Source organism: Microbacterium sp. CPCC 204701 (genome assembly GCF_004010105.1).
GTDB lineage: Bacteria > Actinomycetota > Actinomycetes > Actinomycetales > Microbacteriaceae > Microbacterium.
This window is the reverse complement of the sequence record NZ_RRYE01000056.1, coordinates 1-12,156: the sequence shown is the minus strand read 5'-3', so window position 1 is coordinate 12,156 and position 12,156 is coordinate 1. Positions and strand designations below refer to the sequence as shown.

The 12,156-nt window shown below is 70.1% G+C and carries 12 protein-coding genes and 1 pseudogene; 5 read left to right on the top strand and 8 right to left on the bottom strand.

Annotated elements, in window-relative coordinates; translation table 11 throughout:
- Positions 1-1,061: sensor histidine kinase (locus tag EIO58_RS05950; protein WP_205789154.1), on the bottom strand; the 1,061-nt coding region annotated here is incomplete at its 3' end.
- A 108-nt stretch (positions 1,062-1,169) separates the two neighbouring features.
- Here EIO58_RS05950 and EIO58_RS05945 point away from each other — a divergent pair.
- Positions 1,170-1,859, top strand: coding sequence for a DedA family protein (locus EIO58_RS05945; protein ID WP_127818738.1), 690 nt, complete (start codon positions 1,170-1,172; stop codon positions 1,857-1,859).
- 9 nt (positions 1,860-1,868) lie between these two features.
- On the opposite strand, the gene EIO58_RS05940 is transcribed toward EIO58_RS05945, so the two are convergent.
- The 4 genes from EIO58_RS05940 to EIO58_RS05925 all read right to left on the bottom strand — a co-directional run bounded on the left by EIO58_RS05940 (position 1,869) and on the right by EIO58_RS05925 (position 4,125).
- The gene (locus EIO58_RS05940; RefSeq protein ID WP_127818737.1) at positions 1,869-2,198 is read right to left on the bottom strand and encodes a YciI family protein; all 330 of its coding nucleotides are present in this window, start codon (positions 2,196-2,198) and stop codon (positions 1,869-1,871) included.
- Between the two features lie 80 nt (positions 2,199-2,278).
- Positions 2,279-2,833 (bottom strand): dihydrofolate reductase family protein, encoded by a 555-nt coding sequence (locus EIO58_RS05935; protein ID WP_240658596.1) that lies wholly within the window; start codon positions 2,831-2,833, stop codon positions 2,279-2,281.
- Between the two features lie 88 nt (positions 2,834-2,921).
- Positions 2,922-3,125: a three-helix bundle dimerization domain-containing protein gene (locus EIO58_RS05930; protein ID WP_127818736.1), complete on the bottom strand. Its 204-nt coding sequence runs from the start codon at positions 3,123-3,125 to the stop codon at positions 2,922-2,924.
- Positions 3,126-3,192: 67 nt separating this feature from the next.
- Entirely contained in the window at positions 3,193-4,125 is a 933-nt protein-coding gene (locus tag EIO58_RS05925) for a LysR family transcriptional regulator (protein ID WP_127818735.1), read from the bottom strand.
- Positions 4,126-4,201: 76 nt separating this feature from the next.
- Here EIO58_RS05925 and EIO58_RS05920 point away from each other — a divergent pair, with 76 nt between their 5' ends.
- The 4 genes from EIO58_RS05920 to EIO58_RS05905 all read left to right on the top strand — a co-directional run bounded on the left by EIO58_RS05920 (position 4,202) and on the right by EIO58_RS05905 (position 7,913).
- A complete protein-coding gene (locus EIO58_RS05920) occupies positions 4,202-5,935 on the top strand; it encodes an L-aspartate oxidase (protein WP_127818734.1) in 1,734 nt (577 codons plus the stop codon).
- Between the two features lie 19 nt (positions 5,936-5,954).
- Positions 5,955-6,485 (top strand): cytochrome C5, encoded by a 531-nt coding sequence (locus tag EIO58_RS05915; protein ID WP_127818733.1) that lies wholly within the window; start codon positions 5,955-5,957, stop codon positions 6,483-6,485.
- 32 nt (positions 6,486-6,517) lie between these two features.
- On the top strand, positions 6,518-7,435 hold the full coding sequence (locus EIO58_RS05910) for an ROK family protein (RefSeq protein WP_127818732.1): 918 nt from the start codon (positions 6,518-6,520) through the stop codon (positions 7,433-7,435).
- An 88-nt stretch (positions 7,436-7,523) separates the two neighbouring features.
- On the top strand, positions 7,524-7,913 hold the full coding sequence (locus EIO58_RS05905; RefSeq protein ID WP_127818731.1) for an MmcQ/YjbR family DNA-binding protein: 390 nt from the start codon (positions 7,524-7,526) through the stop codon (positions 7,911-7,913).
- Positions 7,914-7,947: 34 nt separating this feature from the next.
- Here EIO58_RS05905 and EIO58_RS05900 read toward each other — a convergent pair whose 3' ends face one another.
- The 3 genes and pseudogenes from EIO58_RS05900 to EIO58_RS05890 all read right to left on the bottom strand — a co-directional run.
- A complete protein-coding gene (locus EIO58_RS05900; protein WP_127818730.1) occupies positions 7,948-10,593 on the bottom strand; it encodes a penicillin acylase family protein in 2,646 nt (881 codons plus the stop codon).
- A 158-nt stretch (positions 10,594-10,751) separates the two neighbouring features.
- Positions 10,752-11,234 (bottom strand): hypothetical protein, encoded by a 483-nt coding sequence (locus EIO58_RS05895; RefSeq protein ID WP_127818729.1) that lies wholly within the window; start codon positions 11,232-11,234, stop codon positions 10,752-10,754.
- Between the two features lie 75 nt (positions 11,235-11,309).
- A pseudogene (locus EIO58_RS05890) lies at positions 11,310-12,156 on the bottom strand (argininosuccinate synthase domain-containing protein); the annotation flags it as partial.

Below are 12,156 nucleotides of genomic sequence, written 5' to 3'. Positions count from 1 at the left end.
CGGGCGGCCCGCGCGTTCGAGCGGAGCGCGGGGTCCGCGGCATCCCGCGGAGCGCGCGCGATGGCCTCGGGTCGCATCGGCGCTCGCAGTCGCAGCTCGAAACCGCCTTCCGGCAGCGGCCCGGCGTCGACCGAACCCCCGAGCAGCTCGGCACGACGACGAAGGCTCGGGATGCCGTGGCCACCGCCCTGCGCCCCCTGCTCGGTCGAGCCGGCCGACCGTACCGACACCGTCACTCCGCGGAGGTGGTCGCGTGCGACCTCGACCTCGACCGCCGCGCCCGGGGCGTGCCGCGCGGCGTTCGTGAGCCCCTCACGGACCGTCCGCACGATCAGTTCCGCGATCAGCGGGTCCGCGTCGGAGACGATCGCGTGATCGATGCCCGCGTCGATGCGAATGCCCGCGTCTCGCGCACCGGTCACGAGGGCCTCGACGCCCTCGCCGCCGATCGGATCGAGGCGGCTCGGCCCGTCGGGGCGCGTCATCCGCACCACATCGCGCAGGCGGCCGCTGGCCCGGACGGCCGCTTCGCGGAGCTCGCGGAACTGCTCGCGCTGGTCGGGACTGAGGTCTCGCCCGAGTTCCAGTGCGCCTGCCTGCACCGCGATCAGCGCCAGCTCGTGGCCGATCGTGTCGTGGAGGTCGTCGGCGATGCGCACGCGCTCCTCTGCCTGTGCGCGGTCCGCGAGGATCGCGGCATCCGACTCCCGCTGCTCCTCGCGCAGCATCCGGTACCTGCCGAACCACCACGGAGCGACGACGGTGAGCAGCGCGATGAGCACACTGGCCATCCAGTCGCCGAGCGGCGCCGTGCCGGGCATCAGGTGCGAGATCGGGAGCGATGCGACCAGCACGATCGCGAACGTGGCCACCGCCGGGACGAGCCCGGCCAGGTGACGGCCGGCCAGGTACCCGGCGACCGCGGCCGGGATGAGGGCGAGCACAAGCGCCGAATCGCCCCAGCGGGCCAGGGGCAGCGCGATCGACGTCGCGAAGAGCAGCAGCACGACGCCGAGCGGCGTCGGCCACGAGGTTCGCTTCGGGCGATCGGAAGGCGGCATCCCCTCATCGTAGGAAGCGCGCGTACATCGCAAGACTGACGAAAGTATGGATAACTCCGGTCTACGGTCGGATGTGGCGGCTATCGCACCGCTCGTAGCGTCGCAGGAATGGACCTCCTCGCACTGCTGAACACCCTCGTCACCGACCTGGCGGCATCCCCCTGGGTCTACCTGGTGGTGTTCGCCGTGTGCGTGATCGACGGGTTCTTCCCGCCGGTGCCGAGTGAGACGGTCGTCGTCGGTGCGGCCACCATCTCGGTCGCGACCGGTCAGCCGCAGCTGCTGCTGCTCATCGGTGTCGCGGCCATCGGCGCGATCGTCGGCGACAACATCGCGTACCAGCTGGGGCGGGCGCTCGGCACGACCCGCTTCCGATGGATGCGGACGAAGCGGGCCGTGGCGGCACTCGACTGGGCCCGGCGCGGGCTCGACCGCCGCGGCGCCCTGCTCATCTTCACGGCCCGCTACATCCCGGTGGGGAGGATCGCCGTCAACATGACCGCCGGTGCGACGAGGTACCCCTTCCGCCGCTTTCTGCCGCTGTCGGTCGCGGCCGGGGTCACGTGGGCTGCGTACTCGGCGCTGTTCGGCATCGTCGCGGGGCAGTGGCTGCACGACCAGCCGATCCTGGCGATCGTGCTCGCCATCGCCGTGGCCGCCCTGGTGGGGGTGGTGGTGGATGCCGTCATCCGGCGCACCCTCGACCGCACCACGGGTACGGCCGACGCCGAGCCGGCCCTCGAGCCGCGGCACACCAAGAAGGACGAGTTCGCCGCGACTCCTCGCCGCATTTCGTGACCGCCGGGATCACTCCCGCAGCAGCGGCCGCACCTCGAGCTTCCGGTTGCAGGCCTTGGAGCCTTCGCTCATGAGCTCGAGCGCGACATCGAGGTCGGGCGCCTCGATGATCCAGAAGCCGGCGGCCCACTCCTTCGTCTCGGCGAACGGGCCGTCGGTGAGGATCGGCTTCTCGCCACGACCGTCGATCACGGTCGATGCGGTCGGGTCGGCCAGCCCGCCGGCGAAGACCCAGTGGCCGCCTGCACGGAGCTTTTCGTTGAAGCCACCGATCGCGACGGCCTCCTCCGCCGTCCCCGAGTTGCTTCGGCTGTCGATGACGTTGACCAGGTACTGCATGTGCTCGCCTCTCGCTTCGGTACGGATTCCGGGGCGACTACTGCTCGCCCCGGCGCTTCGGTCCGACGCCCGCCGGGATGTCACCGTGCAGGTGCGGCGCGTACACGAGTTTCAGCGTGCGCCCGTCGAGGACCGTCGACTCGATGAGCTCGAGGTCGAGCTCCGCCCCGCCGTGCAGCAGTGCGGCGCCCCCTGCGCGGCCCCACGACAGGGAACACCATGACCTCGAGACGGTCGACGAGTCCCGCTGCGAGCAGCGCGCGGTTCAGCGCGACACTGCCGTGCGAGCGCATCGGCACGTCGGTCGTGCGCTTCAGGCGGTCGATCGCCGTCACGGCGTCTTCGCGGTGGACCGTCGAGTTCTCCCACCCGAGCGGCTCCTCGAGCGAGCGTGAGAACACGATCTTCCGCGTCGCGTTGAGACTGTCGTAGTAGGGCTCGTCGTAGTCCTCGACGAACCCGCGGAACTCGCGGAACGTCGTCGCCCCGAACACGAGCACCTGCTCCTGCGTGAACGTGCGCACTCGGTCCTCGATGAGCTCGGGCCCCTCCTTGCCCCAGTACCCCGGCCAGCCATCGGCCATGCCGTAGCCGTCGAGCGTCGAGAAGAAGTCGACGGTGAACGTGGTGCTCATGGTGCTCCTTCCTTGCCTCGCGTGTTCGCGGCCTCACCACTGCAACGAACGCGAAGCGCCCGATTCGACAACCTTCCCGGGGCGTCGGTCAGATCGGGTGCTCGAGGCGTGCGCGCGCTTCGCGCTCGATCAGCACGGGAACGAAGTCGCGGACTCTGGCACGTTCGAAGTGACTTCGCGCCTCGGCGACCGCGTCGATGACGGTGGTCGAGGGCTTGTGCGGGAAGCGGGCGGAGAGGCGGACGATGATCTCTTCGATCTCCCGGTCCTCGTCGATGCCTTCGCGGGTCATGGCGCCATGATGAAACGCACGGCGCGTTCTCGTCAACCGGCCGCAGGCGGCCGCGGTGCCGCGCGCGTCACGCCGGCGGAGCGAGCCGCATGGTGGCGCCGGATGCCTCGGCCAAATCGGTCGCGGTCCGCGTGATGGTGCGCTGCATCACTTCGACAGCCGCGGTCGGCGCGATGTCGGCAGGCCGAGCGACGCTGATGGTGCGCGCCAGCGTGGGTTCGACGAGCCGCACCGAGCGCAGTCCCGGACGCTCGATGAGCACCATCGCGGGCACGATTGCGACGCCGAGGCCGCGCTCGACGAATCGGAGCACGGCATCCATCTCGGCCCCCTCCACGATCGCGGCGGGGGTGAGGCCGGCCGTGCGGAACGCGGCATCCGTCGTCGCCCGAAGGTCGTATGCGGGGCTGAAGACCACCTGCGGCAGCGCCGCCATGTCGGCCAGTGGGATCGCGTCGCGCTCGGTGATCGGTGGGGTGCTGCTCGACGAGATCACGACGAGCTCTTCGACGAGCAGCGGCGTCACCGTGAAGCGATCGGCGGATGCCGCACCCGACGTCGTGATGAGCGCGAGGTCGAGTTCGCCACGTGACAGCTCGTCGAGGAGTCGCCGCGAGCCGTGTTCCGAGATGTGCAGCTCGATCGCGGGGTGCGCCGCGTGGAATGCGGCGAACACCTCGGCCACGAGGCTGATGCAGAGCGTGGGAGTGGCTCCGAGGCGCACGCGGCCCCGCTGCAGTCCAGCGAGCTCGGCCAGCTCGCGGCGGACGGACTCGGCGTCGGCGAGCATGCGCCGGGCGAGGGGCAGCAGCGACTCTCCGGCAGTGGTGAGAGTGCTGCCGCGGCGAGCCCGATGGAACAGCTCGGCGCCGAGATCCTGCTCGAGCGTGGTGATCTGGCGGCTCAGCGATGGCTGAGCCAGATGCAGGCGTTCGGCGGCGCGCGTGAAGTTTCCCAACCGGGCGACTTCGACGAACGCCCGCAGCTGCTCCAGATTCATATGAATAGCGTACGGCTATTGAAGTGACCAACAATATGCATTGGAGTTATTTAAGCCGTATGCCTAGCGTTGACGTGTGAGCGCTTCAGAACGTCAGCTGTCCACTACCGTCCTCGTGATCGGCACGGGCGGGTCGGGCCTTCGCGCCGCCATCGACCTGGCCGAGTCCGGCGTCGATGTGCTGGCGCTCGGCAAGCGCCCGAAGTCCGACGCGCACACGTCGCTGGCCGCCGGCGGCATCAACGCCGCCCTCGCGACGATGGATGCCGAAGACAGCTGGCAGCAGCACGCCGCCGACACTCTCAAAGAGAGCTACCTGCTCGCCAACCCCGAGACGGTCGAGACCGTCACCAAGGGAGCAGCCCAGGGCATCGACGACCTCGAACGGTACGGCATGCCGTTCGCGCGCGAAGACGACGGCCGCATCTCGCAGCGCTTCTTCGGCGCGCACACGTACCGCCGCACCGCGTTCGCGGGCGACTACACCGGGCTCGAGATCCAGCGCACCCTGATCGACCGCGCCGCCCAGCTGCAGGTGCCGATCCTCGACACCGTGTACGTCACGCGCATCCTCGTGAACGACGATGGCGCGGTGTTCGGCGCGTACGGCTTCGACCTCGAGGACGGCACCCGCTATCTGATCCACGCGGATGCCGTGATCCTTGCCGCCGGCGGACACAACCGGATCTGGCGCCGCACGTCGTCGCGGCGCGACGAGAACACCGGCGACTCGTTCCGCCTCGCCGTCGAAGCCGGCGGTCGGCTGCGCGACCCCGAGCTCGTGCAGTTCCACCCGAGCGGAATCATCGAGCCCGAGAACGCCGCGGGCACCCTCATCTCGGAGGCCGCGCGCGGTGAGGGCGGGATCCTCCGCAATGGGCTCGGCGAGCGGTTCATGCACAGGTACGACCCGGAGCGGCTCGAGCTCTCGACCCGCGACCGCGTCGCGCTCGCCTGCTACACCGAGATCAAGGAGGGCCGCGGCACGCCGAACGGCGGGGTGTGGCTGGACGTCTCGCACCTGCCGCGCGAGGTCATCATGGCCCGTCTGCCGCGCGTGTACCAGACGATGCTCGAACTGCAGATGCTCGACATCACCCAGGAGCCGATCGAGATCGCGCCCACCGCGCACTACTCGATGGGCGGGGTGTGGGTGCGCTCGTCCGACCACTCCACCGACGTGCCCGGGCTCTACGCCATCGGCGAGGCGTCGTCGGGACTCCACGGCGCGAACCGGCTCGGCGGCAACTCGCTCATCGAGCTGCTGGTGTTCGGCCGCATCGTCGGCCAGGCGGCGGCGGCGTACTCCGCGTCGCTGCCGGCGCAGAAGCGCTCGGCGTCGGCCGTCGCGACGGCACGCGCCGAGGTCGACGGCCTGCTCGCGGCATCCGGAACCGAGAACGTGCGTGCCCTGCAGCGCGCGATCCGCGACCTCATGACCGAGCACGCCGGCGTCGTCCGTGACGAGGAGGGCCTCTCGGCAGGCCTCGTCGAGCTCGATGCGATCGAAGCGCGCATGGCCGACATCGGCGTGCATCCCGACATCGCCGGCTACCACGACCTCGCGCACGCATTCGACCTGAAGTCCTCGGCGCTCGCCGCGCGCGCCACGCTCGAGGCGGCGCTCGAGCGCCGCGAGACCCGGGGATGCCACAATCGCAGCGACTACCCGAACCTCGACCCCGAGCTGCAGGTCAACCTCGTGTGGTCTCCGACGACCGGCGTCGTGCGCGAGGAGATCCCTCCCATCTCCGACGAGATCGCCGCACTCATGCACGAGGTGTCGGTCGCCGGCAAGCTGGTCGAGTGACGACTGCGAGAATGTCGCCATGGCCCGCCCTGCGCTCGAATCCCTGCTCCGTCGCATCTCCGACACCGGACTGCTCGACGACCCCGTCATCGAGGGTGACTTCGTCTGCGGTCGCGCCCGTCTGGACGGCGCCGGCGCCGACGTGATGGTGAACGTCGACCCCGAGCTCGACGAGGCCGACGAGGCCGACCCTGCGGCCCTGCTCGCCGGGATCTCGCGCATCCTGGCGATGAGCGAAGCGCAGTGGACGACGATCGTCGAGTCGGTCGCGACCGAGATCGAGGAGGCGGTCGCCGACGACGGGCCGATCGTGGAGCAGACCGATCTCCGCGCCGACCTGGAGCCCACGTCGGTCGTCGTGTTCGCCGACGCCGTGCTGCTGTCGCTCGCGGCGCCGCGGCAATTCCCTGATTCGCGCATCCTGGTGCAGCTCGACGACGACTTCGAGATCGAGAATGTCGAGGTCGCCGTGAATGACGGCGCCGAGACGATCGAACTCGACTCGCTCGACGACCTCCTGGATCACATCGGCCGACCCGCTGCCATCTGACCGGCCGCACGTCCCGATCTGGAGGGCAACGGATGCCGCACGCCGCGCTCGCCGTCGACATCGGCGGCACGAAGGTCGAGGCCGCGCTGATCGACGCGACCGGCGTGGTGTTCCAGGGCACGCGACACCGTCGCCCGACGGGGCGTGACGCGACGCGCGAGCAGCTGACGGCCGCGATCCGGGATGCTGCGGCCGCTGCCGTCGAGAGCGGGTCGGGGGTCGAGATCCTCGGAGCCGGCGCGGGTTCGGCGGGCCCGGTCGACACGACCGCGGGCACGACCTCGCCTCTCAACCTGCCGAACGGCGCGGGTCTGGACGTGGTCGGCATCCTTCGTGACGTCGTGCCGGGGGTGCCGGTGCGGCTGGCCCTCGACGGCGCATGCCTCGTGATGGCCGAGCACTGGCTGGGCGCCGCCCGGGGGGTGCGCAATGCGCTCGCGATGGTGGTCTCGACCGGCGTCGGCGGCGGGCTGCTGCTCGACGGCCGCGTCGTGTCGGGCGGCACCGGAAACGCCGGGCACATCGGCCAGATCCGCCTCCGCGAGCCGGGCGATGGCGTGCTCGAGGGCACGCTCGAAGCCCTCGCGGCAGGCCCGCCGACGGTGACGTGGGCGCGCTCACACGGGTGGAGGGGCAGCACCGGCGAAGAGCTCGCCGCGTCCTATGCCGAAGGCGACCCGATCGCCGTCGCGGCGGTCCGCCGCTCGGCATCCGCGGTGGGCGAGGGCATCGCGAGCACGGCGGCGCTGCTCGACCTCGAGGTCGCCGTCATCGCCGGGGGCTTCGTCAACGTCGCGCGGGACTACTTCGACCTCGTGCGCGAAAGTGTGCGCCGCCACGCGCCGCTGCCGCATGCCGCGACCGTGACCGTGCTGCCGTCACCGCTCGACGGCCAGGCGCCGCTGCTCGGCGCCGCGTACCTCGTGCACGGAGTCCCGGCGGACAGCTGATCACGGTCCAGACTCGCTTCGCATCGGCGGGGCGTCCAGGCTCGGTTCCGCGGGGACGCATGTCGCAAGCACGGCCTAGGCTCGGGCCGTGGCCACCCTTGACGACGTCCGCCGCACCGCCGCCGGACTGCCTGGCAGTGAGGAGCGCGAGACGGCGGGGGGCGCCGCGTGGTTCGTCCGCGGGAGGCTCTACGCGTGGGAGTGTCACCCATGGCCGAGCATCCCAGACGACGTCCGGGCGATCATCGCGTCGGAGCTCGTCGTCGCGGTCAAGGTCGCCGATCGGGTCGACGCGCTCGCGCTGGTCGAGATGGCGCCCGACGTGTTCCTGTCTCCGACGACACGATGGAGCGAACCGAAGATCGCGTTCCGAATGGACTTCATCGACCACGATCACCTCGCCGAGCTCGTCACCGAGGCGTGGCGCGTGCAGGCCCCGAAGTACCTGCGGCGTGAGTTCGATGAAGCCACTGCCTAGGCCGGAGGCTCGCTCCGGCCCGTGCCAGACGTCGTCAGCCGGCCGGTGTCAGGACGAGCGTGTCGGTGGTCGACGCGTCGACCGCCTCGGACGTGTAAGCCCACGGCGTCAACTCGGTCCGCTGCCAGGTCTCTGTCTGGTCGGTGTAGTTCGTGTGGAACGTGTGGCCGCTCGCGCCGGTGAAGTGGTTCCAGCCCGACTCGTCGAAGTCGCCGAGGTCGATCACCATGCGCATCGAGGGAACCGTGACGGTCGCGAAGTCGCCGCCGAGCGACCACCCGGTCGCGTTCACGATCGACGAGCCGCCGCCCACCGGATACGGGCCACGGTTGAACAGCCATTCGATCGGGGCGATGCCCGACGACCCGAACGTCTCGCTGACGAGCGGCAGCGCGTGCAGTCCGCCCCAGTTCCAGCGCGCGGAATTGTCCCCCTGCAGCGCGGTGAGGCGTTCGCGGGCGTCGATCGCGGAGCGCTTGAGCATGTCGTTCATGCCTGAGACGCCCAGCCCCTGGTTGACCCACCATCCCGAGTCGGGGGTGTCCAGCAGCTGGTCGACGACGAGGAACAGGCGGCCCTGGTCCGTGAGGGGCACGGGGTTCTCCCGCTCGTCCGAGAACATGTTGGCGGCGAGGGTGTCCCACAGCACGTTCGCGTACGCGGCGGCGGCCGAGTCCGCGGCGTTCTGACCGTCCCATTCCCGCAGGAGGTCGAGAGCGGCATCCGTCTTGTCGTGCCCCGTCGTGATGTCGAGGTAGGCCGCCGCCAGGCGCATCCCGATGAACGAAGAGTTGTCCGCCTGAATCTCGCGCAGATCGTCGGCCGTGATGGGACCCTCGGCGATCTTGCGTTGGATGAGCTCGTCGATGCGCGCTGCGCGCCAGCCGTAGTCCCAGTCGCGCGTGAGGAGATGAGTGTAGTCGGCGCCGACGATCGCGTTGTTGGCCGTGACGATGTATCCGTCCTTGGGGTTGTATGCGACCGGCAGCTCCTCGAACGGGATGAAGCTCTGCCACGCGTACGCCGAGTCCCACCCGGGCTGCGGCATCGACCCGTCGCCGGCGCCCCGGATCGGCAGGCGCCCCGGCGTCTGGTAGCCGATGTTGCCGTCGACGTCGGCGTAGACCAGGTTCTGCGCCGGCACGTCGAACAGCGCCGCTGCGCCGCGGAAGTCGTCGAAGTCCCGCGCGGCGTTCAGGGCGAAGATGGCGGATGCCGTCGTCCCCGGTTCGAGCGCGGTCCACCGCAGGCTGACCGCGAACTCACCGGCCGGGGCACCCGTCGGCGTGGCGATCGCGTCGGTCTCACCCGCGGAGGGGTCGTCGGCGATCGCCGTGAAGTCGGCGGTGAGGCCCGACACGATCGGGCCGTTGACGGTGGAGCGGATGACGAGATCGACATCGTCGCCCCCGGCGACCTTCACCGTCTCGGTGCGCTCCTCGAGCGGCACGAGCACGCCGTCGTACCAGTACGAGTCGCCCTCGACCTTCTCGAGGTACAGGTCGGTGACGTCCGCCGTCAGGTTCGTGAAGCCCCATGCGACGCGGTCGTTGTGGCCGATGATCACGCCCGGCATGCCGGCGAAGCCGAAGCCCGCGACATCGAACGGGCAGGCCTCGCTCACCTCGGAGCACTTCAGCTGGATCTGGTGCCACACGCTCGGCAGGGACGCGCCGAGGTGCGGGTCGTTGGCCAGCAGCGGCATCCCCGACTCCGTGTGCGAGCCCGACACGACCCACGAGTTCGATCCGACGCCCTCGCCGACGCCCCCCACGAGCTCGCTGACCGCCGCGACGACACCCTCGACCTCGGTCCACTCGATCGACGAGGTCGCGGCGTCGGCATCCGCCTCGGCTTCGGCGTCCGTCTCTCCCTCGGCGTCGGCCTCGTCGAGGTCGGGAGCCGTGCCGACCGCGGGCACCGTCGAGATCCTCGGCACGATGATCGGGTTGCGGTCGAAGGGATACGCCGGGTACAGCTCGTCCATCTCGGCCTGAGTGAAGTCCGCCGCGATCACGGCGCGTTCGGTCTCGTCCTCGATGTTGTTGCGGAGGTCCCACGCCATCGCCTTCAGCCACGCGACCGAGTCGGCGGGCGTCCACGGCTCGATCTCGTAGCCGGGGTTCTGCAGGCCCAGCACCGCGTACTCGAACGACGCGTCGGCCCCGTCGTTCTCGGCGAGGAACGCGTTCACGCCGTCGGCGTAGGCCTCGTAGTAGGCGCGGTCGGTCTCGTCGAGCGCCTCGACCTCCTGTTCGGCGATCGCGCGCCAGCCGAGCGTGCGCAGGAACATGTCGGTGTCGAGCTGCGACTCGCCGAACAGCTCCGACAGCCGTCCGCTCGTGACGTGCCGGCGGAAGTCCATCTCGAAGAATCGGTCCTGAGCGTGCACGAAGCCCTGGGCGAAGAACAGGTCGTGCGCCGAATCGGCGGTGATCGTGGGGATGCCGAGCACATCGCGCTGCACCGTCGCCTCGTCGTCGAGCCCCGACAGCTCCACTTCGCCGCTCAGCTGAGGAAACGACCGCTGCGCCGTGTAGACGAGGAAGCCCACTGCCACCAGCACCAGCGCCACGACCCCGGCCACGACGCTGAACAGCGTGATGCCGATCTTGCGGCCGAGGGAACTGCCGCGGGGAGTGTCGTCGATGGCGTAGGGCGAGGTCGAGGGCTTCGACATTGGAGGGCTTTCCTGTCGGCTGGGGTACGCGATTCCGCGCGGCACGATATTCGGTGCCACGCGTTCGGGTCGACGGGCACCGTTTCGGCATCGTATCCCGTGAGCCGTTCGCCACCCGAATCGTCGGCGGCGGCACCGTGGATCAAAGCCGAGAGAGGCTAGACGGGCAACTCTACGTCCGCCTCGAGCGGCCCGCCGCACTCCGCGCTCCCACCGACCCGCTTCCACTCAACGTCGAGGTGGCCCTGCGAGATCAGGGTTCCGTCCGCGCCGGTCAGCCGGTATCCGAGCGTGGATCGACCGTCCAGAAACGTGGCGCTCCAGCCCCGGCGACCGTTTCCGGTGAGGTCGATCATCTCGGCGTCAGCCGGCCGCGCGGGTGAGGGCGTCGCCGTCGGAATGGCCAGGTCGGTGGGACTCGCCCACTTCAGGGGTGCAGCTTCGCCCGCCATGACCGGCCGCGGCTCGCATGCGTCGCCGCCGCACATCTCGAGCGTGACGCCGGCGACGGGTTCCTCGAGCGTGACGCGCGCGGTCGCGCTGTATCCGACGGCGGTGCAGGCGAACCCGCCGAACGGCGCACACGCCGTCAGGGTCACCGCCGCACTCGCGGCGATGACGAGGACGCGCAGCGCTCGCATGCTCCGAGACTAGACAGCGACCGCCTCACCACCCGGAATCGTTGCGAACCGGTGACCGAGTGAACGCGTCCGAAGTCAGTCGGTGCCGGAGTCGAACGCGGAGGCCTCGTTCGCGGCATCCGTCGCCTCGGCGAGCTCTTCCTGTGCGGCGTCGAGGTGCTCGGCGCGCTCGGTGATCACACCGGCCTCGCCCTGCGAGAGGTGGCCGACGAGCTCGGCGGCTGCGCCGCCGATGATGCCCGCCGCGGCGTAGTGCTCGAGCCGCACGCGCGAGTCGGCGATGTCGAGGTTGCGCATCGTGAGCTGGCCGATGCGATCGGTGGGGCCGAACGCGGCGTCGCCGACGCGCTCCATCGAGAGCTTCTCGGGGTGGTACGACAGGCCCGGGCCGGTGGTGTCGAGGATCGTGTAGTCCTCGCCGCGACGCAGCCGCAGCGTCACCGAACCGGTGATCGTCGAGCCCACCCACTTCTGAAGCGACTCGCGCAGCATGAGGGACTGCGGTTCGAGCCAGCGGCCTTCGTACATCAGGCGGCCGAGGCGGCGGCCCTGCTCGTGGTACGTCGCGAGGGTGTCTTCGTTCAGGATGCCGTTGACGAGGCGCTCGTACGCCGTGAACAGCAGCGCCATGCCCGGGGCCTCGTAGATGCCGCGCGACTTCGCCTCGATGATGCGGTTCTCGATCTGGTCGCTCATACCGAGCCCGTGGCGGCCGCCGATGCGGTTGGCCTCGAAGACCAGGGCGACCGGGTCGGAGTACTCGACGCCGTTGAGGGCGACCGGGCGGCCGGCCTCGAAGGTGACGGTGACGTCCTCGGCCTCGATCTCGACCGAAGGATCCCAGAAGCGCACCCCCATGATCGGCTCGACGGTCTCGAGCGACACGTCCAGGTGCTCCAGAGTCTTCGCCTCGTGCGTCGCG